The sequence below is a fragment of the Pseudarthrobacter sp. As-47 genome (genome assembly GCF_058215595.1).
Genome location: NZ_CM177088.1, coordinates 2,459,412 through 2,483,600, shown reverse-complemented (window position 1 = coordinate 2,483,600; position 24,189 = coordinate 2,459,412). Strand labels below are relative to the sequence as shown.

The window sequence follows — 24,189 nt, the reverse complement described above, 5'->3', positions numbered from 1 at the left end:
AAGGAAGAGAAGATGTTGAATAGCCACATCGGCCCGGCAGACATGCCGGAGAGCGAGACCGGAGTTGAAACCGAGTCCGGTCAGCCCGCCCACGTGACCAAACGAAGCCGGAAGAAGCACATTCTTGTGGCGAGCGCCGCCGTCGTACTCTTTGCCGGCGGAATCGCCTTCGGAACTGTCCTGCCCGATCCGAAAACAAGCGAGGCGTATGTGTCCCTCGCAGACGAGAAGTCGACGGTGGAGATTGAGCGCGACGCCGCGCTGTCCAGCTACGCCACGCTGAAAGGCAAGTACGACACCCTCGAAAGGGGTATGGCGTCCCGCGAGTCCAAGGTTGCGGCGCGGGAGGCCGAGGTTGGAAAAGCCGACGCCGCGGTCAAGTCCGCTGAAGCGGCGGTGAAGGTCCGCGAAGAGGCCATCACCGGGGCGGAGAAGACCAAGGCAGCCAACACCATCGGTGACGGCACCTGGACCGTGGGCACCGACATCGAGCCAGGCACCTACCGGACGGCCGCCGACGTCGGCTCCTCCTGCTACTGGGGCATCTATGCCACCGGCAGCAACGGCAGCAACATCATCGACAACGACCTCCCCGGCGGCGGACGGCCCTCCGTGGCACTCTCCGCCGGCCAGGATTTCAAATCCACCCGCTGCGGCAAATGGGAAAAGCAGTAGCCGTTTCCGCAGCATCCACCGCATCACATCACCGAAAGGCACCACCATGACCCACCCTAATTTTGCCCCTTTTCCGCCCGCTGCCCAGGCGCCTGCGCCGCGGCCGTTCTTCAAGAAGAAGCGCTTCGTCATCCCCGCTGGCGTGCTGCTCCTCGGCATCATGCTTGGCTCCTGCTCCGGCGGGGGAGCGGGCACTGCCGGCGGTGGCAGTGTTCCGGCCGCCTCCGCCGAGGCCGCCCAGCCGGCGGCAGCACAGGCGTCGGCCGCTGCGGTGCCTGCACCTGCGGCACCTGCCGCCCCCGCGGCGCCTGCCGCACCGACGGTGGGGACGCCTTTCACAGTGGAGATGCGCAACGGCAACGTTGCCCGGATCACGATTGTCTCCGCGGTGAGGACTGACACCGTCAGCACGACGGCGTTTGCCACGCCGCCGAAGAACGGCACCTACCTGCTCCTGGACGTCCTCTGGGAGACCGAGAAGGGCGCGACCTCGTCCAACCCGCTGTACTTCTCCGCGAAGGATGCCAACGGGCGCAAAGCCGACCTCAGTATGTTTGCCGACAACCAGCTTGGTTCCGGAGAGGTACTGCCGGGGGACAAGTCACGCGGCTTCATCGCGTTAGATATCGCTCCCGGCGCCGCCACTGTCATGATCTCGGGTCCGCTGCTGCAGGAGGCGGCGCGGATCCAGATTCCTTAGTGGTCCTGACCAGACTGAGGGGGAAGGAAACCTTTCGGTTTACGCCCAAGCGACAAAATGTCCTTCCACCCGTACATCGCGATTCGCTCGCCGTACTCCCACAACTAAAACAACTTGCAGCAATGCGCAGCGATGACACACAGCGCCCTCACCCCTGCGTGTCAGCTCGTAGGGCAACATGGATCCAGCAATCACAGTCGGAATGGAGAATCTCAGTGAGCACATACACAGACCCGCTCGTCCACGGCGCAACGCCGATGAGTGCCTACGAGGGGCAAGTGTGGAACAAGCTCAACGAGCACTGGCAGCGGCGTAACAACCGCCGTGGCCTGCCGAACTGGGCGAGCACTGCGCTCGAGCGCACCGGAGAGGTAACAGGAAAGGCCGTGAACAGGGTTACGGCGTCTGTGCCAGAGGCGGTGAAGGAACCGATGCGCCGCGCCGGCGACGCTGTGGCCACCACGGCCGTGCGGCCAGCGCTCGCAGGTGCGGCATCGCTTCTCGAGCTGGTTAACGACTGGGCTTTGGAGCTCAATGACCCGAAAAGCGTAGAGAAGCTCGCCCGGAAGCGGGGTCTCGACCTCAACAGTTTCACCGAACTGCGGCAGCATGACCTCAAGGTCTGCGACCGAATGCTGAAATTCAACACTCTCACGTGGCGGACGGCGGGGGCGTTGGAAGGTGGGACTATGGGTGTGCTGGCTCTGACTCCAGTGGCTGGTATCCCTGTCGCGATTACAGCCGACATTCTCGTCATCCAAGTCCTGAGCACATCGATTGCATCGCGCATCGCATACTCCTACGGTTACGACGCAAGAGACCCCGATGAGCAGATTTTCATCCAACGCCTGGTACGCCGGTCATTCATGGCGCAAGCTGCAAAGGTCGAGCCGTTGCGTGACGTCGCACGTGCGGCCGAAGCGATTAATGGACGCGTTAGGTGGTCAGACAAAATCCGCGCCGACCACCGCCTGCTGGCCGGCCTTGAGAAGTTGATGCAGCACCTTGGTCCAGCCGGCTCCACGGTTCCGATTCAGAACGTCGCAAAGGTGGTGCCGTTCGTAGGCATCCTTATTGGCGCCGGTATGAATTCAGCGGTCCTCGGCAATGTGGCCGCAGACGCGCAGCGGTATTGCCAAACCCGATTCTTGTGCGAGAAGTATGGTTTGCCACTTCCGGCCGCACTCGCACGCGACTCAGACAACGAGCCGTTGGCTGAGACCCCTTAAGCAAAAGCGGCTGATTCGGCCTCAGTCCCTTTGCTCCGGAGGCGCGAGTTCAAGTTATTTGCTGTGATCCCCATTTGCATGTGTAACGGAAGCGGTCTCACAATAAGTGACAGGAGCAAATTAGCAAGCCGGGGTAGCGCCGTGTAATCAGCACCTTGTCTAGGTTGCCAACAGAACCGATCGCTCTAGGAGCCAGCCAGAAAAGCGCTTCTTGATTTGGTAACGCAGCAAAGAAGATAATGTTAGAAGTAATGAAGGCCTCCGGATCGTCCCGGGGGCCTTCTGCGCTTCCTGCGCTACGTCTTATCGCGTGACTAGATTCAACTGCCTGCCCCATAAACAAATAGTCATTCCAGAATTCCAGCCCTTGGCATCTGCCGAGGGCACTTCTGAGTATTTGAGGCTTGGAGGCCAGACGATATTGCCTTTCGGGGCCATTGATATTGCCGGTGGGGGCCAGCGGCCGCGGCTATAGGGGCCGCTGGCCCTCACCGGCGTTCTCACTGTGTCATTGTGGCGTGCTCACGCATGTTGTGGTTGCCGGTATCGACCCAGATTGTGTTGTGCACGATGCGGTCCATGATCGCATCGGCGTGGACCCCGGAGCCGAGTCGCTGGTGCCAGTCCTTCTTGGCGTATTGGGTGCAGAACACGGTGGAAGCTGTGTCGTACCTGCGCTCGAGTAGCTCCAGCAGCATGCTGCGCATGCCCTCGTCGGGGTGGTCAAGAAGCCATTCATCGATCACCAGCAGGGTGAAGGCCGCGTACTTCTTCAGGAACTTCGTGGCGCCCAATGGCTTGTCCTTCGCCAGCGCCCAGGCTTCCTCGAGGTCGGGCATTCGGACGTAATGGGCCCGGATCCGGTGCTGGCAGGCTTGCTTGGCCAGAGCGCACCCCAGGTAGGACTTCCCGGACCCGGTAAATCCTTGAAACACGACGTTCTGCTGCCGTTCGATGAACGAGCAGGTGCCGAGCTGGGCGATCAGGTTCCGGTCCAGGCCGCGTTCGTCCACGAGGTCGAGCCGGCGCAGGTCCGCGCCCGGGTAGCGGAGCCCGGCCCGTCGGATCAGTCCCTCGACCTTGGCGTGGTTGAAGCCGGAGTGGGCCTCGTCCACGATCAGGCGGAGCCGTTCCTCGAAGGCCATGCCGAGCACGAGCGTCTCGTCCTGGGCCTCGAGCGCCTCCAGCATCGGAGCGGCGCCCATCTCACGGAGCTTGCGCTTGGTTTCGGTATCGATCCCGCTCACTTGGCACCACCTGCGTAGTACTCGGCGCCCCGCACGAACCCGCCATGTTCGGCCGGTTCATCCCGTGGTGGCCTGAAACCGGCGGCTTTGTCCTGCTCTGTTGCCAGGATGGGCTGCAGATGCGCATACCGCGGGGACCGCACACGCCCTGCCAACGCAAGCCGGCAGGCCGCCTCGACCCGTTCGGCCGAATAGCGCCGGGAGAGCCGCAAGACGGCCAGTGCCGCGTCCAGGCCCTGCACGTCGACCGGGACGGACTCGAAGATCCGGTTGACCACGGTCACCGCCGCCGGGCCGACCCGTCCGGCCCATTCCCGCGCCCGGGACGGGTCCCATAGCCGGTACTTCTCGCCGACGGGCAGGTCTGCGTCGTTGGTGCGGTACTCGTTGGCCGCGCTCTCGGGCAGCAGCAGGTGGCTGGTCAGCCGTTCGGTGCCCCGGTAGGCCTGAAGCACCCGATCGGTGATTCGTAGGTCCACCGTGGTGCCGATGTTGGCAAAGGGCACCGAGTAGTAGTTTCTCTCCCAGACCACGTGCCCGTTCCGGCCCACCCGGCGCCCGTAGACCCACCTGCTGATCTCGTAAGCGGCTGCCGGCAACCCCGTCAGGAACGGCTGCTCCTCGGCTGCGAACACGCTGGCCCTGGACCCTGGCCGCTTCTGGAACGGCTCCGCGTTATACGCAGCTACCCGGTCGATGATGGCGGCCCTGAGCTCCGGCAACGAGGTGAATTGCTGCTGGCGCAGCCCGGCAATGACCCAGGTAGCCACGTGGGCGACCGTGTTCTCCACGCTCGCCTTGTCCTTCGGCGCCCGGATACGTCCGGGCAGCACCGCCGCCGAATAGTGCGCCGCCATCTCGCGGTAAGCGTCATTGAGCACGACCTCACCTTCGCGGGGATGCTTGATGACACCGGTCTTCAGATTGTCCGGCACGATCCGCGGCACCGAACCGGTGAAGGCTTCGAACATCGCCACGTGGGCCCGCAACCAGGTGTCCTGCTTCATGTCCATGGCGGGTTCGACGAACGCGTAGCGGCTGAAAGGCAGGCAAGCCACAAACAGATACACGGTCCTGGGCTTGCCCGTAACCGGATCGGCCAACTGCATCGTCGGGCCCGACCAGTCCACCTCCACCGTCTGCGCCGCCTTGTGCCCGACGCGGGACGCCACCCCCGTGACCAGCACATGCCGCTGGTAAGTCCTGCAGAACCGGTCATAACCCATCACCGGCTCACCGGCAGCGGCGAGTGAATCGGCGTACTCGCCATGCAGCAGCTTCAGCGTTACGCGGCTCTTCGCGGTTGATGGGGAATTGAGTTCGTGTCGTTGAAGAGAAAGGGGCCCGTGGCCCTGTTGGGATGAGTGTGTCTAAGCATTCAACCTGGAACAGGACCACGAGCCTTGAACGAGCCTACCGGGGTCGCAGCCGATGCTGCCACCATCCTCTTCAACCTGCCCGACTACCGTGTCATCTCCACGACCATGTCCGCTGGCCGCCGTCAGGTCATCGTCGAAACTGACGCGCTACCGGGCTGCCCGAGCTGTGGGGTCATTGCCTCCCGGCGGAAGGAACGCCGCCTTCAACGGCTCCGCGATATTCCCGTCGCCGGGCCGGTGGACGTGCTCTGGTCCAAGTACCGCTGGTACTGCGAAGAGTCAGCGTGCGACCGGCTCTCGTTCTTCGAATCCACGCCGCAAGTGCCGCGCCGTGCCCGGTCGACGAGCCGGCTGCGGGACCAGCTCGTGGACGCGGTCATTCGCTCCGGCAGGGCTTTCTCGGAGACAGCTGCCGGCTTCGCCGTGTCCTGGTGGATGGTCCGGGCTGCGGTGACCGAGGCCTGCCTGCTGCGGCTGCCCGACGTGGACAAGCTCAGTCCGCGGATGCTGGGCATTGATGAACACCGGTTCCGGTCCGTGCGCTACTTCCAGGACCCGACCACGAAGGCGTGGACACGGTTCGAGCCGTGGATGACAACCATCGTGGATCTGGACACCGGCCAAGTCCTCGGCGTGGTCGACGGCCGAGACCACAAGGGCGTCGGGGACTGGCTGTTCGCCCGGCCCCTGCAGTGGCGGCTGGCCGTGCAGGTCGTCGCAATCGACCCCTCCGCGGCGTTCCGCAAAGCCTTACGGATGTGGCTTCCCCGCACTGCTGTCGCCGTCGATCACTTCCACCTGATCTCGCTGGCCAACCAGGCAATGACTGAGACCAGGCAGAACCTCTCCCAACAGGTCAAGGGCCGCCGCGGCAGGGCCATCGACAAGGCCTGGGCCCACCGCATGCTCCTGCTGCGCGGCGGTGACACCCTCACGTGTAGGGCCGCCCTCCGACTCGAGGAAGTGTTCGCCCTGGACGATCCAACCGGCACCCTCCAGGCCGTCTGGAAGGTCAAGGAACAACTCCGCGCCCTGTTGCGCACCGGCTCCCTGGAGGACGCCGCGGCGGCCAAGCAGGTACTCGAGGAGCTGGTCAAGGAAGCCGCACGGCCGGAGACGAACAGGCTGTACCGTACAGTCTGCCGGTGGTGGAAGGAGATCGAGGTGCTGATCATTACCGGCGCCACGACAGGCAAGGTCGAGGCGAACAACACCGCAATCAAGAACATCAAACGAACCGCCCGCGGGTACCGCAACGCCGCCAACTACAAATCGGTTATTCTCTTGAGAAGTGCCGTCAGGACGGCGGCATGACGCTCATTCCAGGGATCCATTTCCCCACGAACCGCGAAGAGCCCGTTACGCCGACCCGGGCCATCTCCCGGTGGACCTGGTCCCAGTCCGGCTGCGCGAACACGCTCTGATGCTCACCACGCCCGGGAAACAGCCGGGCATAGACCTCGCCCTCTGAACTGCTGGCGATGTCATCCCACACCACACCGGCCGCATCGGCAGCCTCCAGCACCGCCGTGATGCTCTTCCGGGACATTCCTTGCGATGCAGCGATCGCTCGGCCTGACAAGCCCTCGGCGCGCAGCTGCAACACGAGCTTCGCTCTGATCTTCCGTACCATTGATGATTACTCCTTCCGCCGTGCGCCCTATACACACGACGGAAGGAGCCTAAGCCGGGGTGGCCCCCAAGAACGCCACTACCGGCGCCCAAGACCGCTACTGCACGCTCTGCCCGCCGGCCCCCAAACACACGACGGATGGACCCCAAAAGAGCGAATATTCACACTTCGCTTTAAGTCACCTAGAGGAGAAGCCATGACCGAGCAAGATATCACCCCGTACTTGAACTGGACTAAGAACATGTTGCGTAACGAGGAGCGGCCTGTTGTATCCCGTATGCCGGGCATCCGTGAATGGACTGTGAGCTTCAGCGCAACGGCTGCTCGAGTCGACAGGTTCTTGCGGTTGGGGCACCTCATCGAACTCGACCAAGCGGCGCTCACCCATTCCCTTGAGGATGAAGGGCTGCTCAAGAACTTCGTCTTCTTTTGGAGTGCCGTGGCAGATGTATATGGCAGTACCGGCAGTCGGTCTCAAACCGAGGCGAAGCGTCTCGATCTCCTCGCGGAATGGTCCTTGTTGCTGACTGCTTTGCCAGGGTCAAGCTACCCAGGAGTGAAACTGCTGGGGCCTCGGTACCGACGCGAGCGTGCGCGGCTGGCTCTGACAAAATTGCGGAAAGAGGACAGTAACTTCGCGCACGTGGCATTGGGCCTCCAACTTGTGCAGGAGCATGAAGCAACGCTCGGCATGCGCTGGGATATGCAGTCGGCATCATTCATGAGGATTTACGAGACTTCCAGCAGAGGACTGAAGAGTGCTCGAGAGCCTTGGGATGAATGCGGTGGCAAGCTGGTGAACTGCAACCCGGAATTTTCGGTCGCGGCTTCAGTTGATCGTGGTGCGGAGCAGCCCACGTTGAGGTTCGAACTTTATGGCAATTGGCGGGATCACTGGAGGAACACGATGCTTTAGCTTGTCGGCCAGCTAGCGTCCCTCGCTGGCTCGGTCCACTACGTACACCTGACGGAGTGGAATACGAGTTTTCCACCGCGCTGAGATCTTATCGTAATTCTGCAGGGTCAGTTCCACGACATCTGCGCCCGTTAGGAGACGGAGGTTTTGCCTTTCGCGCTCATAGCCCAGTGCATCTTTACTGAAACTTCCCAGGCAGACGAAGAGGGCCAGCTCACCGTGTGCGAGCGTTCCACTGAGGCGCTGAACGTCCGGGCGGGACTGCTGGGCGGCGGTGTGTTTGCATTGGACCTTGATTACGGGAGGTTCAAGACCGAGCGGGTCCCTGTGAGCGATGACATCGACACCACCGTCGGAGGAGTAGGGCGTTACCCTCGCTTCGTATCCCATCGCCCTGAGCAAATCAGCAGTGAAATGTTCGAATTCTTCGTGCGAGAGGTCCAGCAGCAGCGTTTTCAGAATGAAGTCGTGTGTGAACTGGTCCAACCGAGCGGCACTGGGCTCGGTTTCAATCCAATCATCAGCTGCCTGCCTTTCGATGGAATCAAGTGGCATTCCCGGCGCGACCGCATCCGGACCCGCATTCAGGAAGTTCATGAAGACCTGAACATTCTTCTTGACACGGAAAAGTGTCATCGCGGACCCGATCTCGTAGAGCGCCTCTTGGGGAAACAGGCCTCGCGAAACCCCCGTTTTTATCCATCTGACCTTGCGACGATGTGGATGGACGGATGCTTCAGGGATGTACTCGTATTCCCCTGTGATGACACCGAAGTTGAGGGTGCTGTCAGCGCGGTACGGCGCTATGACGATGTCTCCTTCTTTCATCTCGAAGCCAAAGCGGTAAAGAATCCCGGCCCAGACGGGGATTGCGCCGGCCTTGGCATCGGGGTACGCGCCAGCCAAAGCTCGCTTTAAAGAATCGCGGTCAGCACCAATGGAATGGAGATTAGGAATGACGGACCAACCAATGCTGATGAAGCCTTCCTCAACCAGTTCATTCGATAGTGCATCGTTGTGAATGCCCCAGACTGCAACCAACATGTCCCCCATCTCTCATTTGCCACTTCGGCCTCCTTAGCCTACCGGCGGTTGCTGGAAGACTCTGGGGGAGCGGACGTGAACCCTTTACAGCCACATGCCCCTGTGATTGGACCTCAAGCCTTCGTGACGCTGTCCTGCCCGCCCACGAGTCCTAATCAGTCTTTATCAGGTCGCCCACTTAATGTTGCCAGGGAAGCGCCGCAGCTGTATCTCCCTCAGAACAGCGGCCAGGGCACCGCCGACATGTGACCGCGTGGAGCGGGAAACCGGCCCGCCGAGCGCAACCGGGCGCAGCGTGCAGCGAGCGAGGAAATTTCCTCGGCGCTGAGCAGGTCAGCCAAGTTCCGGCCCAGGTCACCGTCCAGTCCTTCGCTGACGCGGTCGATACCCTCAAGCTCCTCGGCGGTCAGGGCGTCCCCCAGCCACCCCCACAGCACCGTGCGCAGCTTGTGGTCACGGTGGAAGGTAAGTCCGTGGTCCACGCCGTGCCGATGTCCGTCCGTCATGGCAAGGATGTGGTCGCCTTTGCGGTCGGCATTGTTGACGAGGACGTCGAACACCGCCATACGCCTGAGCGCCGGAGAGTCCTCGTGGATGAGGGCGACCATCCGTCCGGTCTCATCCTGACCCTGGAGGACGTGTTTCCAACCGTTCTCCGGTACGTCGTCCGACGCAACGAGGTCCACCGCGTTCTGGTCGGGGGCTTTCTCCTGCCACAGCTGCACCATCCCTTCGCCTAACGGACCATCGCGCAGCCAGGTGCGGGGCACCACGTTCCAGCCGAGGACCTCCGAGACCAGATAGGCGGCAACCTCCCGGTGGGCAAGGACCCCGTCGGGAAAATCCCACAGCGGTTTCTCCCCGGCAATCGGCTTATAGACAACCGCCGTGTCGCCGATGCTGCCCAGGAAGGTGGCATTCGACGCCGTCGTGATGCGCCCAGTGAGCGTCAGCTCGGCTGTCACCAGGTCAGGCGCCGGCATCAGGCTTCGGGCAGAGTGCAGACGTGCCCGTCGGCGTCTACGGGGTAACCACACAGCGGGCACTCCGGACGCCCGGCGCCCACAACCTCCCGCGTGCGCTTGGCGAAGGCGCGGGCGGTGCCGACCGGCATCCGCACCAGCAGCATTTCGGGCACGTCGGCGTCGTCCCCATCAAGCGGTTCGTCGCCGTTATCAGCGTCGACATCGGAGATAGGGTAGGCCTCGATCACGACCTGGGCCGTTGTCGGGTCCCAACCTAAGCTCATGGCGCCGGTGCGGAACTGCTCCTGAACGGCCTCGAGCTGGTCATTGTCAACCAATTCAATGGGAGTACTGGTGGGGACGCTGTGAGGGTTCCCGTCAATGGTGAGAAGCTGGTCGAGGATTTCGTCGATCTTCTCCGCGAGCAGGGCCGACTGTTGCTTCTCCATGGCGATACTGACCGTCTGATTCCCTGCCCGCACCTGCAGGTAGAACGTCCGTGCCCCCGGAGGGCCAATGGTGCCGACGACTACCCGATCGGGCCAGTCGAACTCATGAACACGTGTAGGCATAAGAGCATTTTAGGCACAGGCGCCTCAAGGCGCCTGGTGCCCTGCACCGCCGCCCACCGGCGCGTCGGTGGAGTGGACGCCATTCGACAGCCAGGACAGATCCCCGGCCTCGGTGTTGGTCGCGTAAACGCTTGGCCTTGTGGCGCTGTAACGCACGATCGATACGGAGGCCGGACCCACGCTAATTCGCTGGAACAGGTCCAGGTGCATGCCCAGCGCGTCGGCAATGATGGATTTGATGACGTCACCGTGGCTCACCGCCACCCATACGGCTCCTGGCCCGTACTCGGCTTCGAAGGCGGCATCGTGGCGGCGAATGGCGGCCACCGCCCGGGCCTGCATCCCGGCCATGGATTCACCGCCGGGAAAGACGACGGCGGACGGCTGGGATTGCACGGCCGACCACAGATCTTCGGTTGCGAGGTCACTGAGCATGCGGCCCTGCCACTGGCCGTAATCGCATTCGGTAAGGTCGGGTTCCACCGGCGCGTACGGAGTGCCGGCCTGGCGGTCGAGGATGAGCTGGGCGGTCTGCTGGCAACGCTCGAGAGGGCTCGATACCACCCCGACGACCGGCACCGCCGCGAGCCGTTCTCCGGTCAAAGCCGCCTGCTCGCGCCCGGTCTGGTCCAGGCTGACACCGGCGGCCCGCCCGGCCAGCAGTCCAGTGGCATTGGCTGTGGTGCGTCCGTGCCGCACGAGGATAACTGTCGCCATCCACCCAGCCTATCCACCCGCACGATGGCAGTGTGCACCGGGGCCCATGGAAACCGGCAACCTTGCCCTATTGGTTCAGCAAAGGGCGTCGGGTCTCACTGGGCTAAGAAGGCATAACCCATAATGTTGCGCCGGTGCGGGCTTAGGGTGCGGCAATGGCGATGTTCTTGTGGATCGCCTTCCACCCATCACCGGCTGTCCGGGGCTGGCGTTGGCCGGTCACATTCCAAAAACAAGCGTTCCCGCTGCAGCCGCCCAACAATGCGGATACTGTGGCTTCACCACGTGTAGGCGTGACCTGGGAGCAGCGGGCAGGGTCGTAATGAGCTGGCAGAACCGCCCGCGACCCAAGGACCTTCATGAACATGTTTACCTCCCACTCGAAGCTGCGTCGGAAGAGGATCCGGCATCCCCGGTTCGCACTGGGGGAGAGGGTCAGCTTTCTGGACGCAGGCCTTTCCGGCACGGGCGTCGTGGATGCCATGACGGGTGACTACTCCATCATCTGGATCTGGGCTGACGGCGGTCTTGGCCGGCGGATGTTCTTCCAGGGCTGCGGCAGTATTGTCTCGTCCCTCGAGGACCAGCCGGAGTGAGCAGTGGGACGTCACCGTCCGCCTTCATCTGCTGCGGGGACTGCTCCGGTCACGCGGACCCCGCCAACTGCCCCCGTCCACGGAGTATCACCGGGTCCGGTAAGGACCAGATGCGCAAAAACGTACCCCTGCTCAAGCGCAATGACCTGCGAAGTGGCTCCATCACAATCCAGCGCGAGCTCAACCGGCCGGAAGGGTGCACCCGGATACTCCTGTCCAACGGACACCGTGGCGCCGGTAGCACCAACACAGGCAGCGGTGACGATGTACTCCCCGGCCGCCGGCACCTGCTCCGTTGCTCCAAAGCCCCTGACCGGGCCATCCAATGGTCCCTCCTCAAAAAGGATGGCGGGCCCCGGCACCGCCTTGAGCAGCCGGTCCAGCTCGCCGTAGTTCTTGACCTCCCGCTCCAGGACCAACGGGTCGACATAAACCGGCGCGGACGCAGCCACCCCGGCCGGTTCGGACGTTGGCTTGTTCCTTGGCTCAGTGCCACGTGTTGGCGGATGCCCGGGTTCGATGTACTCGTACGTGCACCCGGCCAGTAACCCTGGAGGAATCAGCAAGGACACCGCAAAGGCAATCCGGTGGCGCCTCTCCCTCGATCCCATGGGCACACCAACTCTTGCCGGTCAGGCCGGCTGCCAACGCACCTGGAGTGCCTTCACCCCATAGACGATCGTGCTGTCCATTCGTTCCAGGGGCGCTCCCTGTTCCAGGGAAAGCCCGGGCAAACGGGACAACAGGGCCTCCAGGGCAATCCTGGCTTCGAGCCGGGCCAGCGGCGCGCCGAGGCAGAAGTGAATGCCGTGGCCGAATGCCAGATGCCGGTTGTGGCCGCGATCAACATCGAACTCGGCAGGCCGCTGGAACTGCCGCTCGTCGCGGTTGGCGGAGCCGATCCACGCCACGATCGGTGCGCCGGCTGGAATCACCTCGTCCCCCAGGGTGGTCTCCGCGACCGTCAACCGGTACATGGACTGCACCGGCGACCGAAAGCGCAGCACTTCCTCGATGGCCTTGGGAATCAGGGCTGGTTCCCTGAGCAGGCGGTCAATAGTTCCGGGGTTCTCAGCCAGGCATAAAACGGCGTTACCGATCAGATTGGTGGTGGTCTCGTTTCCTGCGACGAGCAGCAGGGCGCAAAAACCGAGCAGTTCGGGCACCGTCAGCTTTTGGCCGTCAATCTCCGCTGCAAGCAGGGTACTGATCAGGTCCTGGCCCGGGCGGCTCCTGCGTTGGTCGATCAGGGCCAGGAAGTACTCCGTCATCTCCACGTTTGCTGCGGTGTGATCCTCATTGGCCGCACCGGTCCGCGTTTGGCTGACAATCACATCGGACCACCGTTTGAACCGCTCACGGTCCTGCGGGGGGATCCCCATGAGTTCGGAGATCACTATGACGGGCAACGGGTACGCCAGTTCCTTAATCAGGTCTGCGCTGCCGCGGACCGCGAACCCCTCCAGCAGCTCGTCCGTGAGCCCGGCGATGCGGGGAGACAGCGCATCCACGGCTTTGGGAGTGAACGCCTGGGTGACCAGGGAGCGCAGTTGCCGGTGCCTTGGAGGATCGGTGGCGATCAGGCTCGAGGAAAACAGCTGGCCGGTCCCCGATGCATCGTCACCTCCCATGTGCGACGAGAAGGTGGCGTATTCAGACAAAGCCCGCTGAACGTCGTCGTACCGGAAGACGTGCCAACTGCCGGATTGTTCGTCGAAATAGACAGGGGCAGTTTCCCGCATTCGTTCGTAATGGGGAAACGGGTCGAGCTGGTGTTCAGCGGAATGGTTGACGTCCATGGCTGGCCTCTCTGCTCGCCTGGGTCTCTATCGGACTGACGTACGCGGTGGTTACTGCCGATGGAGCGCTAAATCTTGATTTTAGCCAGCGCGTGCCCCCGGGTCACTAGCAGGCGGCGGCAAGGTTGTTACTGGATGCGCTGCTACCGGTGGATGCGTTCCCGCCAGTCTGCAGGTACCTTGTCCGCCGGTGCAGGTGAGGGCTGTTCCGGTGGCCTGGACTGGGGATCCGGAAGTCGCGGTCCACGGAAGAACTTCTTCGTGGGGTGCTCGTAGAACCAGTCCTCCCCGGGTTCAAAGGACCTCACGACGGGGTGACCGGCTTTGCGCGCGTGGGCGCTGGCATGCTGGGAGGGCGATGAATCGCAGCATCCGATGTGGCCGCACTCTGCGCAGCGGCGAAGATGCAGCCACCAACCCGGGCCGTCACCGTCAAGGCACTCCAGACACCCTGTTCCACTGGGTGTGGCGGCAAGGTTGATCCCCGCGATAGGGCGGTCCTCCAAGGGGTACTCCATGTCCATCACTCCGGTCCTGCTCAGGTCATCCCGGCTGCCCCCGCCGGGAGCAATTCTGGCAGAATCTCCGCGCCCTTGTCTGCACTGTCCCAGCGCGAGTATCGTGAGCGCCACCGAACCATTGAACCGGAAAGACGGCGGCCATGGATCACTCGGTTCCGATCATGCTGGTTGCCACCTCTGACTCGGACTCCCGGCGCATTCTCGGAGATGAGTTACGCCGGCGCTACGGTGCCGACTATGAGGTGGTGGCCTGCGAGGGACACGCCCACGGGCGGGCGGTGCTTGAGGGGCTCCGGCGCTGGAACCGCCCGGTAGCGCTCATACTCGGGTGTTATGGCCCGGGTGACCGCGGTGGGCTCGATTTCCTGCGTCGCGCCTATGGCTTTCACCCGGCCGCAAAGCGGGCAGTTGTGGTGACATGGGGTGACTTCGCCAGCGCCCCCACCGTTTTCCGTGCGATCGGGCAGGGGCACGCGGAGCTGCTGATCATCCGACCAGAACGCTCGCGCGACGAAGAATTCCATGGGGCGATCACTGACGCCCTTGACGACTGGCACCTGGCCCAGGGGGTCGGGTTCGAGGCTGTCAGGCTGATCGGGGAGGTTGGCGACGGGAGGACCCATTCGCTGCGCGACTCCCTGAGCCGAAACCACATTCCGGTGGGCTTCCATCCTGTGGGGTCCGAGACTGCGGAACGGACGCTGGAGAGCCTTGGCCTGCGCGACCCCATGCTGCCAGTCCTGGTGCTGGAGTTCACTGCTTCACCAATTGTCCTCCAGAACCCAACTGACCTGGAGATTGCCGAGGCGATGGGGGTGACGCGACCGCCACCACCGGACAAGGTTTTCGATGTGGTGGTGGTTGGAGCCGGTCCCTCCGGTCTTGCAACCGCCGTCTATGCCTCCTCGGAGGGCCTCGCCACCATGGTGGTTGAGGGAGAGGCTGTGGGGGGCCAGGCCGGCACCAGCTCCTTGATCCGCAACTACCCTGGCTTCTCCCGGGGTGTCAGTGGCGCCCATCTGGCCTACCGCTCGTTCCACCAGGCCTGGACTTTGGGCACGGACTTCCTGTTCTTGCGGAAGGTGGAAGGCCTCGGCGCGGACGGAGCACTCTACGCTGTGTCGATTTCCGATGGCAGCCAGGTGCGGTGCCGCACAGTGGTGGTGGCCACCGGAGTGGACTACCGGCGCCTCGGGATACCCCAGATAGAGGATCTGGTGGGCAGGGGCGTCTTCTTCGGGGCCACAGTCTCCGAGGCGCCGTCGATGGCCGGTAAGAACGTCTGCGTTGTGGGTGGCGGGAACTCGGCCGGACAGGCGGTCCTGCACCTGGCCAAGTTCGCGAAGAAGGTGACGCTCCTGGTGCGTGGCCCCACCCTGTCGGTGAGCATGTCGGAATACCTCATCTCCCAACTGGAGGCCACCAGGAACGTTGCGATCCGCTATGGCACCGTAATCGTGGGCGCCCGCGACCGGGACGGCTTCCTTGCCTCGGTCAAGGTCGCCTCACCCGGCGCCGCCGACGCAACGCCGGGCGAGGAGATCGAAGCCGGCGGTCTATTCGTGCTGATCGGTTCGGTGCCGCGGACCTCCTGGCTGCCCGACACCGTAGAGCGTGACCAGGCCGGTTTCCTCCGCACCGGCGCCAACCGGGATGTGAACGACGCCGGGTCCCTCAGGCCCGGGAGGCATCCGCTGGCACTGGAAACCAGCATGCCCGGCATCTTTGCGATCGGCGACGTGCGGGCCGGTTCCATCAAAAGGGTGGCTACCGCTGTGGGGGACGGGGCCACCGTGGTCTCGATGCTCCACACCTACCTGGCCGAGCACCCCCTGCCTGCTTCGCCCCCTGCCCCGGGTGATGCTGCCGTATCCGAGGAGCTGCCCGGAGATGTCCGCTTCAACTGAGGGCACACCGTTGATTCCGCCGATGCGGTGGCTGCTCTACGTCGCTGCATTCCTCGTGTTTCTTGCCGGGCTCGTGCTGTTCGTGTTTCCGCTGCGGACGGCGGAATGGTTCGCGTGGACCGTCAATCCGCCCATGACCGCCGTCTTCCTCGGGGCGGCATACTGGTCGGCCGCCGGCCTGGAGGTGACGGGCGCCCGCTCAGCGAGTTGGGAGTCAGCGAGGCTGGCAGTCTGGCCAGTGTTCGTCTTCACTACGCTGACTCTTGGGGTCACCCTGCTTCATCTGGATCGCTTCCACCTCTCGCCAGAAAATGGCGCACTGGCCCAGATAGCCACTTGGGCGTGGCTGGCGATCTATGCCATGGTGCCCGTGGCGATGCTCGTGGTCAGCTGGATGCAGATACGCTCCCGGCGTCCTGCCCCAACGTCCGTGACGGCGGGTCGGCCGGTGCTGCCCCCTGCGCTACGGCTGCTCATGGCGGGAATCGCCGGGGTACTGCTGTGCTACGGTGTGGCGCTTCTGGCAATACCCGCTTATGCCGCCACGTGGTGGCCCTGGACACTGTCCGAGCTCACGGCGAGGGCGGTCGGAGCGTGGATGGTCGGCCTGGGATGGTCGGCTGCGCAGGGCCAGTCCAGCGCAGACCTCCGCACCGTACGCCCCGTGGCCCTGACCTCGGTTGCCTTCGTCATTCTGCAGGCGCTTGCCCTGCTGCGGTATGGCGGCGCCCTGGCATGGCCGAGCGCACCGGCCATCGGCTTCGCCACCGTACTGCTGGCCATAGGAACCGCCGGTGGATGGGCATTCGCCCTATCGCGATCGCCCGGAGCGCGGGCCGGAATTAGCTGAGCGGGCTTTCCGCAGAGGCCCGATCCTTCTTCGGCTACTCCTCAGCGCGCTGCTTGATGCCCAGTAGCATCGCATATCCATAACCAGGTAACCCGGCTGAAGCAGGACGTCCATGAACCGCAGTCCTGCCGGCCGCCCCGGACCGGTGCGTGTCCGCAGCAGCCGCGTCCCGCCGTCGTCCGCTTCGTGGAGGATGAACTGCAGTCCAGCCCCGTGAACCCTCATCTGCACCAGCCAGGGCCACACCTGGGCAGGCGGCGCGGAAATAGAGTCCATACCCAGGTACAGGATCAAAACTTTTGGTCCGGGGTCTGCTTCATCCCAGGCGAAATGACTTACGATCAGACTCACTTCGAAACCGGCTAATTCGATGACATGTCGCTGCGGGATCCAGGAAGAGTAACGATGCCCGCCCTTTGGGGCGGCCCCGGTCCTGGCCCGAACTAATCCTGGGGGAGCCTGCTGGTGCAGCACCGACTGAACAAACATGACTGTACTGTTCACACCGCTGATGTTGTCCGGCGTTTGGGACTCCTTTTGCCTTACGGCGCAGGGGAGGATCTGGGACCGGTTCGTGCGGCGGAGCTGGCGGACTGGATCGATGTCGACCCCGACGCTGAGCCCGAAATTGCCGGCCACGGCTGGCAGGTGGGACTGGGTGATGAAGTCGGCCTGTTTGTGCGCCGCGACCATGACGATCTGGCAGAACTCCTGGGCGGACAGGCCGGCGTCCGCTCCGTTGTGCAGCTCGATCGGGAGGTGTTCGCCGTTGACGCGCCCCGGTTGTGCGCCGACGGATTGCGCGCAGCCGTGATGCAGGCTGTCGCAGCAGCCAACTTGCGGGCACATGACCCCTATGTCGCGGACCAAAAGGATGTCCCGGCCGGAGGAGGAGTCCACCTGGACGCCCCAGCCACTACGTCCCGTCCGGCGCAGCAGGTGGAACCTGAAGAGGACGACGACCTGTGCCGGTTGGTGTGCGGGGACGCCGCCAGCGATGGCCGGCAGGTCCAGGCGTGGGTCAACATGAACGGCATCCTCATCCTGCCCGCCGGAACCATCCCGCACGGTCCGTTGGACCCGGGCGGGAACCCCCGCTTTCAGCGCGCCACCGTGACGCCGGCGCGTGCCGTCAGGCTCGCTAAGCAGCACGCAGGCCGTTGGATCCCGTACGCCTCCCTCACCACACTCCGCCTCCGCCGGCCCGGGCTGGTACGCCGCCGCTGGTCAGCCACTGTTGTGGAGCGGGACGGCGCTTCTACCCCCATGAGCTGGAAGGGGACACGTCCCCATGCGCTGTTGCTCTGGGGTTACGTCGTCGCCCGGCGCGGGCTCGACGCGGTGGACGGGCTGCCGTAGAAGGATGTGCCACGGGGGTGCGAAGCGCTGGACGAAGCACCAGATTTCGTGTTCCCGCAAGAAGGGCTCAACGTTGGGCAAATATTCCTGAAGCATTCCGAAGCAGGGCCTTCCGCCGCTATTTTCCGAACTCTTCGCGATCTACGCTGTCCAGCATCCGAAAGTTTGGGAGGCGACCATGAGCCCTGATGCCACACCACAGCTGCTGCAGGAACGGGTTCCCGGGCAGGCAGTGCTCGAGACGTTGATGGCGGTGCAAAGCCGCGTTCCGGGCCGCAGCTGGCTTAAGCGGTTGCTTGGTGCCAGCCCGCTCGGTCCGGAGAGCATGCCCTGGTACAAGGGGGCTCTCGGCGAAATTGCCGTGGGAAGGATCCTCGCGGGGCTGGGTCCCGAGTGGCTGGTCCTGCATGCCGTGCCGGTGGGCGCCGGTTCCTCGGATATTGACCACGTGCTGGTGGGGCCGGCGGGAGTTTTCACCTTAAACACCAAGAACCACTCCGGCCAGCCAGTCTGGGTGGCGGGGCGGGCACTCCTGGTTGCGGGAAAGAGGACACACCACATTCGTAGCGCTGCGTACGAAGCTTCCCGGGCAGCAAGACTTCTGGGCACCGCGGCTGGCTTCCCTGTCGAGGTGACCGGCGTCGTGGTCATCGTCCAACCGAAGAGCCTGACCATCAAAGCTCGGCCCGAGCGCGTGGCCGTGGTGAGGGACGCACGGCTCCTTGCCTGGCTGCGCCAGAGCCAGCCCGTCCTGGGCCCGGAGCAGGTGGCGCGGATCGCGTCGGCGGCCGTCCAGCCGGGGACCTGGTGCCGGAAGCCTCCTGCCGCAAGCGATCTGCCCGCCCTTCAGGACAGCTTCACTGCCCTCCGGATGATGGTCGAACAAGCACGACGGCGGCAGGCAGCCTGGGCGTTGAGCGTTCCGGCAGTCGGTTTCGTGGTCGTGGCCAACAGCGCGCAGTGGGGTGCAGCAATCCTCCAGGGCCTTGGCGGTCGCTGAACCGGCCGGGACGTTTGGCCTCTGGATCCGGCAGGGGAGTGAAGCGCAAACCGGGATGATGCGGTTCCACAGGCGTTTGGTCATCGTGTTCGCGGCTGCTGCTGCGGGCGCAACCTATGCCCGGTACCTGCGTCCGCGGCAGCTCCACTGGGGCGCGACGCCGGAAGAGGTCTCACGTGCTCTGCCCGGAGATGACCTCGTGCCGGGTCCATCCTTCAACGCCACGCGGGCGGTCACGGTTGGAGCGCCGCCGGAGCGGATCTGGCCGTGGCTGGTCCAGGCCGGGCTGACCCGTGCCGGCTGGTACAGCTACGACATCCTCGACAACCTGGGCCGTCCAAGCGCCCGGCGCATCATCCCCGAACTTCAACACTTCGCTGTCGGCGACATTGTGCCGATGAGCCCTGACGGCAAGCACGGCATGCCGGTCCAGGCGATGGACGCACCGAAGTCCATGATCTGGGGTACGCCCGGTGACACCACCTGGACGTGGCAGCTCGATCCCATGTCGGACGGCTCAACGCGGTTGATCAGCCGTGTGCGCTCGCGGTACCGGTGGCTCTCGCCCACCATAGCTTTCTCCCTCTTGCTTGAGTTCGGCGACTTCTGGATGATGCGCAAAATGCGGCTGAACGTGCGCGACCGGGCTGAGGCAGCGTCTTGAGCCCCAGTTAGAACGGAAGCCTCTTGCGGGGGAGCCGAAGGCAGGGAGCTGCACAGCGGTCAGGAGCTGCCGTAGAGGACGCGGTGCAGGCTTTCTTCTCCTGGGGACCGTGGAATGTATAGATAGTCCGCGTGGCCGCCGGGCTGAGCGGGCATGGCGGACAGGGCAGACTCTGGCCAGTGGGGTGGTTCCCAGTCCTGGTGTTCGCTTGTGTAGTGGCGTCCGGTGGGTGAGGTCCAGCCGGGTGATTGGTTTTTGGTGGCTGGTGTTGGTTTCCACCTGCTGGTGTGCCGGAGTTTGTGGTGTTTCGGGCAGGGTTGTCCGAGGTTGCTGATCCCGGTGGTTCCGCCGTGGTGCCAGGCGAGGAGGTGGTCTGCCTCGTTATCCAAAGACGGGTTGCTGCAGCCGGGGAAAGGGCACTGGCCGTCCCGCAGCCGGAGCCAGTTCCGCATGGCTTTGGTGACCCGGTAGCTGCTCCTGCCGATCTCCAGCGGGGCCCCGTCCCGCGGATCGACAAGGACCCGGTAGAACGAATCAGCACCGTTAGCGACCAGGTCCCGTGCCATCGACGCTGGGATGGGGCCGAACCCGTCCAGCACCGCCGGCTCCTCCGTCAGGCCCATCAGCGAGAACACCGGCACGGTGACGAGGACCTGCGCCCGGATCCCCGGGGAAAGCAGGCCGGCACAGGTTCCTGCGCCGGCTCCGTCGCTGTCGCTTGCTTCTTCGCCGTTACCTGCACTGTTGTCTGCATGGAAGGTTGCACTGGTTCCGCTGGTGAGGATGGCTTGGGCGAAGTGGTCGGCACTGAGTTGGGTGAGGGTGCGGGGTTCGGTGGGTCCTTGTGCGGCGCGGGAGAGGGCGGTGAGCCGGTTCCAGCCTGCTATGGCCTGGTCGGCGGGGAGGCAGGCCGAGAGCCAGGCCATGCCGTCCTGGTCAGGCCGGTATTCGACCCGCCGGTCCGCCACCCCCTTGGCGTGGCGTTTCTCCAGCGATTCGGGATGGTGGCGTTCGCGCCAGTTGCGGGCTTTGTGTTTGAACCGGTGAGCGGGCATCTCCCCGATCGTTGCTGCGGTGGCTGGTCGTGGTGTGTCCGGGTCCAGGAAGTGGGCTTCCAGGGCGGTGGCGCCGGCGGCGTCGAGGGTGGCGGCCTCGTCCGCCATGGCCCGGGCGTGCTGCCACGAGATCGTGCCGGCGTGCAGGGCCGCGAGGGTCAGGGGCAGGGTGGTGGTCAGTGCGTGGGATACGGACAGGAACGCGCTGGCGGCCCGTGGCCCGAGGGCCAGCACGCACCCGATCTCCGCGGCCACAGCCATCTCCTGTGCCTGCATCGGCATTCCGGGAGGGGCCAGGGTATGGGCGGTGTCGGCGTACTTCATGGCAGCACGGGCCTTCAACCCCGCCACGCCGGCCTCCACAGCCGCCGCACCAGCGAGGATGTCCAGGCTCCCGTCTGCCAGCCCGGCTAATGGATCGGCAGCAGAGAACGGCTCCGAACCGCACCCGTCCACCTCCGCGTTAAGCACGGCAAGGGCGGCCCTGATATCCGCAAACGCCTTAGCTACCGCTTCGCTGCCCATAGAACAATCCTGCCAAGGGGGTCTGACAATCACGTGTGGCCTGGGCAGTCGAAAGAGAGCAAAGTGAAGCCCTACTGCGCCGTCCATCAGCCCAGGAGTACGATCGCGATGTGAGCGATCCGGAGCTTGTTCCCCTGCCGGTGGGATTCGAACGGTTCCACCGGCGGGCCTTCATCAATTACCAACTCAACCGGGCACATGCCCTGGGTTTTGCCGACCGGGATGAACTGCTCGGCGCCGCACCACACGTGCGCGGAATGGATGACTGCGTCGCCGTGTTCGAGGCTCTGTCCAACCGCGCCGCAGCCGGGGACCGGCACCTGCAGGCGGCGGGTTACGCCAGGATCGCAGAGTTCTTCACGCCACCGCGGTCAGCCGAAAAGGCGACGCGCTACCGCCGCTACCGGCAGCTTTTCGAGACCGAATCCGCCGGCACCGGCCTGACTCGTCACACCATCCCTTATGGCGAGGCGTCATTGCCGGCCTACTCGCTTCCGGCGTCCGGGACCCGAAACGGCGGCACGGTGCTGCTGCACGGCGGGTTCGACTCCCTGATCGAGGAGTTCTTCCCCATCTGCCAGCGGATCGCGGCCGCAGGTTTCCAAGTGATTGCCTTCGAGGGGCCGGGCCAAGGCGGTGCCCGGACATTGAACAGGCTTACCTTCGACCACGACTGGGAAAAGCCTGTCGGGGCGGTGCTGGACCACTTCCGGCTCGGCCACGCCGCCCTGGTAGGCATCTCCATGGGTGGCTACTGGGCAGTCCGCGCCGCAGGCCGCGAGCCCCGGATCCACCGGGTGGTGGCCTGGCCGCCGGTGTACGACTGGCTCTACAGGCTCCCACGCGTGGCGCGCGGCCCGGTACGCGCGATGGTGCGGCACCGCGGCTTCATGCGCTGGAGCGTGCGGACCCGTGCCCGGCTGTTTCCCACCCTCCGTGTGGTGGTGGACCAGGTCCTGTACATGCTCAACAGCGACGACCCGGCAGACGTCGCCGAATGGTTCCTGGGCATGAATGCCACGCACCTGGGCAGCGGCCGGGTGAACCAGGACGTGCTGTTGATGGTTGGCGAAAACGACGCCTTCCAACCGCCAGCGCTGGCCAGGGAACAGGAAAGGGCGCTCGTGGCGGCCCGAAGCGTCACCACCCGGGTGTTCACCCGGGCCGAGCACGCCGGCCAGCACTGCCAGATGGGGAACCTCGGGCTCGCGTGTGCGGTGCTCACCACCTGGCTGCAGGCTGCCGATACGGGCTCAACCGAAACGTCCCCAGCCTGAGGGCAGGTGGTCCCGAACCCCGGGACCACCGGCAGCGTCAGCGTCCGACGACGTTCAGCGCCACGAGGTGCGCGCCCCCACCTTCGGCGAAGACCGCCAGGGCCGTGCTCGCCTCCGCAGGGAACACAAGGTCCGTGATGGTGGCGAGCCCGTCCTGGGCGAAGACCTCCACGGAGCAGCGGTCCAGATGGACAGACAGTCCAAGGCGGCCATCCCGCAGCGGAACGGCGACGGCCTCAACGGAAGGGAAGGCCGCATGGAAATCTGCCTGTCCCGACTCCCTCCGGTCCAGGCGAAGCACGCCGTCCGCAACGTCGTAGCTGATGACGGTACGTTCGGCTCCGCCGGCCCGGACCACCAGCCCCACACGGGTTGCCGCACCCGGCTCGAAAACCACCTCCAGCCGCCCCACGGCGGCTGCCACCGGCAGCTCCTGGACGCCAGATGCCAGGGCCTGCGGACCCAGGCTGAAGCTTGGGGATTCCTGCCCGGCAAACGGGTCAATGGCCGTTTGCCGAAGCACCAATCTCCCGTCCAGCCTGGCCAGTGAGACCTCCCGCGGCAGTGACATCGAACTGCGCCACCCGCCGGTGGGGGTGGAGCCGGCATAGTCCCAGTTGTTCATCCAGCCGATCATGATCCGCCGGCCGTCGGCAACCCCGCTGAAGGAGACCGCGGCGTAGTAGTCGCGGCCCCAGTCGAGCCAGCCGTACTCACGCATCCGGCTGCCGTCCTGTTGGAAGCCCTCCGTAACCGTCGACCCGGAACGGAACTCCACGCCGTCGAACGCGCCCAGGAAGTACTGCCCGGCGGAACCGCCGGCGATGCCGCCCGGGTTGAGGTTGACGATGAGGACCCACCTGGTCTCACCGGGGTTGCCGTCCACGGGCAGCTCGAAGAGGTCCGGGCACTCCCACACCCCGCCGGTGGCGTTGGCCGGGCCAAAGGTGCTCAGGTACTCCCAGCTCTTCAGGTCAGCCGACTTGTACAGCACCACCTGGCGCTGCACCGCCTCAACGGCGACCATCACCCAGTAACTGCCCGCGGCGCCGTCGTACCAAAAAACCTTGGGATCCCGGAAGTCCGAGGACGCGCGGTCCAGGACGGGATTGCCGGAGTGCTTTGTCCAGGTGGCGCCCTCGTCGAGGCTGTAGGCGAGCGACTGGGCCTGCCGGCCCGCCAGGGGTGAGGCGGCACTGTAGGCGCTGGTGTAAATGGCAACCAGCGGAGGATTGCGGGCCGTGCCGAGGCCACTGGTGTTGTGCTCGTCGAATACCGCCGAGCCGGAGAAAATCGCCTCGCGCTCGTCGCACGGAATGGCCACCGGCTGCTCGTCCCAGTGGAGCAGGTCCGGGGAGGTGGCATGGCCCCAGGACATGTTGCCCCAGTCCGTGCCGAAGGGATTGTGCTGGTAGAAGAGGTGGTAGGTGCCGTTGAGGTACACCAGCCCGTTGGGATCGTTCAGCCAGTTGCGTTCGGCGGTGAAGTGGAACTCCGGCCGGTAAGGGTCCGCGGTGGTGGCGGGAGGTGCCCCTGGCGCCGTCGTTAATGAATTCACG

The 24,189-nt window shown here is 64.6% G+C and carries 22 protein-coding genes and 2 pseudogenes; 12 read left to right on the top strand and 12 right to left on the bottom strand.

What is annotated here, in order from left to right; all coding sequences use genetic code 11:
- Positions 1-12: 12 nt before the first annotated feature.
- The 3 genes from AC4BCK_RS11495 (at position 13) to AC4BCK_RS11485 (ending at position 2,604) form a co-directional block, all read left to right on the top strand.
- On the top strand, positions 13-675 hold the full coding sequence (locus AC4BCK_RS11495; RefSeq protein ID WP_490565955.1) for an Rv1352/Rv1906c domain-containing protein: 663 nt from the start codon (positions 13-15) through the stop codon (positions 673-675).
- A 46-nt stretch (positions 676-721) separates the two neighbouring features.
- The gene (locus AC4BCK_RS11490; protein WP_490565954.1) at positions 722-1,375 is read left to right on the top strand and encodes a DUF4352 domain-containing protein; all 654 of its coding nucleotides are present in this window, start codon (positions 722-724) and stop codon (positions 1,373-1,375) included.
- 215 nt (positions 1,376-1,590) lie between these two features.
- Positions 1,591-2,604: an EcsC family protein gene (locus tag AC4BCK_RS11485; RefSeq protein ID WP_363936245.1), complete on the top strand. Its 1,014-nt coding sequence runs from the start codon at positions 1,591-1,593 to the stop codon at positions 2,602-2,604.
- Between the two features lie 500 nt (positions 2,605-3,104).
- On the opposite strand, the gene AC4BCK_RS11480 is transcribed toward AC4BCK_RS11485, so the two are convergent.
- Together AC4BCK_RS11480 and istA are read right to left on the bottom strand one after the other, a co-directional pair.
- Positions 3,105-3,851 carry an ATP-binding protein gene (locus tag AC4BCK_RS11480; protein ID WP_363937873.1) on the bottom strand — a complete coding sequence of 249 codons (747 nt, stop codon included), beginning with the start codon at positions 3,849-3,851 and terminating at the stop codon, positions 3,105-3,107.
- Positions 3,848-5,152, bottom strand: a pseudogene (gene istA / locus AC4BCK_RS11475) (IS21 family transposase); the annotation flags it as partial. The pseudogene istA and the gene AC4BCK_RS11480, both read right to left, overlap by 4 nt.
- Positions 5,153-5,254: 102 nt before the next feature.
- On the opposite strand from istA, the gene AC4BCK_RS11470 reads away from it, so the two are divergent.
- Positions 5,255-6,544 carry an ISL3 family transposase gene (locus tag AC4BCK_RS11470; protein ID WP_310258686.1) on the top strand — a complete coding sequence of 430 codons (1,290 nt, stop codon included), beginning with the start codon at positions 5,255-5,257 and terminating at the stop codon, positions 6,542-6,544.
- Between the two features lie 49 nt (positions 6,545-6,593).
- Here AC4BCK_RS11470 and AC4BCK_RS11465 read toward each other — a convergent pair.
- A pseudogene (locus AC4BCK_RS11465) lies at positions 6,594-6,863 on the bottom strand (IS21 family transposase); the annotation flags it as partial.
- A gap of 196 nt (positions 6,864-7,059) precedes the next feature.
- Between AC4BCK_RS11465 and AC4BCK_RS11460 the strand changes: the two are divergent.
- The gene (locus AC4BCK_RS11460; protein ID WP_400597967.1) at positions 7,060-7,779 is read left to right on the top strand and encodes a hypothetical protein; all 720 of its coding nucleotides are present in this window, start codon (positions 7,060-7,062) and stop codon (positions 7,777-7,779) included.
- A 12-nt stretch (positions 7,780-7,791) separates the two neighbouring features.
- Here AC4BCK_RS11460 and AC4BCK_RS11455 read toward each other — a convergent pair whose 3' ends face one another.
- The 4 genes from AC4BCK_RS11455 to AC4BCK_RS11440 all read right to left on the bottom strand — a co-directional run bounded on the left by AC4BCK_RS11455 (position 7,792) and on the right by AC4BCK_RS11440 (position 11,077).
- The gene (locus tag AC4BCK_RS11455) at positions 7,792-8,823 is read right to left on the bottom strand and encodes a restriction endonuclease (protein ID WP_363936240.1); all 1,032 of its coding nucleotides are present in this window, start codon (positions 8,821-8,823) and stop codon (positions 7,792-7,794) included.
- Positions 8,824-9,038: 215 nt separating this feature from the next.
- Positions 9,039-9,806: an SCO1664 family protein gene (locus tag AC4BCK_RS11450; protein ID WP_490565953.1), complete on the bottom strand. Its 768-nt coding sequence runs from the start codon at positions 9,804-9,806 to the stop codon at positions 9,039-9,041.
- Positions 9,806-10,360 carry a DUF3090 domain-containing protein gene (locus tag AC4BCK_RS11445; RefSeq protein ID WP_490565952.1) on the bottom strand — a complete coding sequence of 185 codons (555 nt, stop codon included), beginning with the start codon at positions 10,358-10,360 and terminating at the stop codon, positions 9,806-9,808. The genes AC4BCK_RS11450 and AC4BCK_RS11445 overlap by 1 nt, the downstream gene beginning before the upstream one ends.
- A gap of 24 nt (positions 10,361-10,384) precedes the next feature.
- Complete coding sequence (locus tag AC4BCK_RS11440; protein ID WP_436055089.1) at positions 10,385-11,077, bottom strand: histidine phosphatase family protein; 693 nt, start codon at positions 11,075-11,077, stop codon at positions 10,385-10,387.
- A 359-nt stretch (positions 11,078-11,436) separates the two neighbouring features.
- On the opposite strand from AC4BCK_RS11440, the gene AC4BCK_RS11435 reads away from it, so the two are divergent.
- Positions 11,437-11,673 (top strand): hypothetical protein, encoded by a 237-nt coding sequence (locus AC4BCK_RS11435; RefSeq protein WP_490565951.1) that lies wholly within the window; start codon positions 11,437-11,439, stop codon positions 11,671-11,673.
- Between the two features lie 11 nt (positions 11,674-11,684).
- Here AC4BCK_RS11435 and AC4BCK_RS11430 read toward each other — a convergent pair whose 3' ends face one another.
- The 3 genes from AC4BCK_RS11430 to AC4BCK_RS11420 form a co-directional block, all read right to left on the bottom strand.
- Entirely contained in the window at positions 11,685-12,125 is a 441-nt protein-coding gene (locus tag AC4BCK_RS11430; protein WP_400512041.1) for a hypothetical protein, read from the bottom strand.
- Positions 12,126-12,305: 180 nt separating this feature from the next.
- The gene (locus AC4BCK_RS11425) at positions 12,306-13,472 is read right to left on the bottom strand and encodes a cytochrome P450 (protein WP_363957415.1); all 1,167 of its coding nucleotides are present in this window, start codon (positions 13,470-13,472) and stop codon (positions 12,306-12,308) included.
- A 143-nt stretch (positions 13,473-13,615) separates the two neighbouring features.
- Entirely contained in the window at positions 13,616-13,978 is a 363-nt protein-coding gene (locus tag AC4BCK_RS11420) for a UBP-type zinc finger domain-containing protein (RefSeq protein ID WP_363936227.1), read from the bottom strand.
- A 155-nt stretch (positions 13,979-14,133) separates the two neighbouring features.
- Here AC4BCK_RS11420 and AC4BCK_RS11415 point away from each other — a divergent pair, with 155 nt between their 5' ends.
- The 5 genes from AC4BCK_RS11415 to AC4BCK_RS11395 all read left to right on the top strand — a co-directional run bounded on the left by AC4BCK_RS11415 (position 14,134) and on the right by AC4BCK_RS11395 (position 19,773).
- Positions 14,134-15,900 (top strand): NAD(P)/FAD-dependent oxidoreductase, encoded by a 1,767-nt coding sequence (locus AC4BCK_RS11415; RefSeq protein WP_400512039.1) that lies wholly within the window; start codon positions 14,134-14,136, stop codon positions 15,898-15,900.
- Positions 15,884-16,750 (top strand): hypothetical protein, encoded by an 867-nt coding sequence (locus tag AC4BCK_RS11410; RefSeq protein ID WP_400512038.1) that lies wholly within the window; start codon positions 15,884-15,886, stop codon positions 16,748-16,750. The genes AC4BCK_RS11415 and AC4BCK_RS11410 overlap by 17 nt, the downstream gene beginning before the upstream one ends.
- Positions 16,751-17,287: 537 nt before the next feature.
- Positions 17,288-18,109, top strand: coding sequence for a hypothetical protein (locus tag AC4BCK_RS11405; RefSeq protein WP_400512037.1), 822 nt, complete (start codon positions 17,288-17,290; stop codon positions 18,107-18,109).
- A 178-nt stretch (positions 18,110-18,287) separates the two neighbouring features.
- Positions 18,288-19,109, top strand: coding sequence for a nuclease-related domain-containing protein (locus AC4BCK_RS11400; RefSeq protein WP_490565950.1), 822 nt, complete (start codon positions 18,288-18,290; stop codon positions 19,107-19,109).
- 58 nt (positions 19,110-19,167) lie between these two features.
- Positions 19,168-19,773, top strand: coding sequence for a hypothetical protein (locus AC4BCK_RS11395; protein ID WP_490565949.1), 606 nt, complete (start codon positions 19,168-19,170; stop codon positions 19,771-19,773).
- A 59-nt stretch (positions 19,774-19,832) separates the two neighbouring features.
- Here the strand turns inward: AC4BCK_RS11395 and AC4BCK_RS11390 are convergent, their stop codons facing one another.
- Positions 19,833-21,353 carry an HNH endonuclease signature motif containing protein gene (locus AC4BCK_RS11390; RefSeq protein ID WP_490565948.1) on the bottom strand — a complete coding sequence of 507 codons (1,521 nt, stop codon included), beginning with the start codon at positions 21,351-21,353 and terminating at the stop codon, positions 19,833-19,835.
- Between the two features lie 110 nt (positions 21,354-21,463).
- Between AC4BCK_RS11390 and AC4BCK_RS11385 the strand changes: the two genes are divergently transcribed.
- Positions 21,464-22,630, top strand: a complete 1,167-nt coding sequence (locus AC4BCK_RS11385; RefSeq protein WP_490565947.1) for an alpha/beta fold hydrolase — start codon at positions 21,464-21,466, stop codon at positions 22,628-22,630.
- A gap of 37 nt (positions 22,631-22,667) precedes the next feature.
- Here AC4BCK_RS11385 and AC4BCK_RS11380 read toward each other — a convergent pair whose 3' ends face one another.
- Entirely contained in the window at positions 22,668-24,188 is a 1,521-nt protein-coding gene (locus tag AC4BCK_RS11380) for a glycoside hydrolase family 32 protein (RefSeq protein WP_174180254.1), read from the bottom strand.
- Position 24,189: the final 1 nt, after the last annotated feature.

Bases quoted from the DNA above. Each gene is read 5' to 3' on its own strand.
- AC4BCK_RS11415 (WP_400512039.1), top strand. From the start codon at position 14,134: ATGGATCACTCGGTTCCGATCATGCTGGTTGCCACCTCTGACTCGGAC.
- AC4BCK_RS11455 (WP_363936240.1), bottom strand. From the start codon at position 8,823: ATGTTGGTTGCAGTCTGGGGCATTCACAACGATGCACTATCGAATGAA.
- AC4BCK_RS11400 (WP_490565950.1), top strand. From the start codon at position 18,288: ATGAGCCCTGATGCCACACCACAGCTGCTGCAGGAACGGGTTCCCGGG.
- AC4BCK_RS11450 (WP_490565953.1), bottom strand. From the start codon at position 9,806: ATGCCGGCGCCTGACCTGGTGACAGCCGAGCTGACGCTCACTGGGCGC.
- AC4BCK_RS11435 (WP_490565951.1), top strand. From the start codon at position 11,437: ATGAACATGTTTACCTCCCACTCGAAGCTGCGTCGGAAGAGGATCCGG.
- AC4BCK_RS11395 (WP_490565949.1), top strand. From the start codon at position 19,168: ATGCGGTTCCACAGGCGTTTGGTCATCGTGTTCGCGGCTGCTGCTGCG.
- AC4BCK_RS11390 (WP_490565948.1), bottom strand. From the start codon at position 21,353: ATGGGCAGCGAAGCGGTAGCTAAGGCGTTTGCGGATATCAGGGCCGCC.
- AC4BCK_RS11445 (WP_490565952.1), bottom strand. From the start codon at position 10,360: ATGCCTACACGTGTTCATGAGTTCGACTGGCCCGATCGGGTAGTCGTC.
- AC4BCK_RS11410 (WP_400512038.1), top strand. From the start codon at position 15,884: ATGTCCGCTTCAACTGAGGGCACACCGTTGATTCCGCCGATGCGGTGG.
- AC4BCK_RS11495 (WP_490565955.1), top strand. From the start codon at position 13: ATGTTGAATAGCCACATCGGCCCGGCAGACATGCCGGAGAGCGAGACC.
- AC4BCK_RS11460 (WP_400597967.1), top strand. From the start codon at position 7,060: ATGACCGAGCAAGATATCACCCCGTACTTGAACTGGACTAAGAACATG.
- AC4BCK_RS11425 (WP_363957415.1), bottom strand. From the start codon at position 13,472: ATGGACGTCAACCATTCCGCTGAACACCAGCTCGACCCGTTTCCCCAT.
- AC4BCK_RS11490 (WP_490565954.1), top strand. From the start codon at position 722: ATGACCCACCCTAATTTTGCCCCTTTTCCGCCCGCTGCCCAGGCGCCT.
- AC4BCK_RS11440 (WP_436055089.1), bottom strand. From the start codon at position 11,077: ATGGCGACAGTTATCCTCGTGCGGCACGGACGCACCACAGCCAATGCC.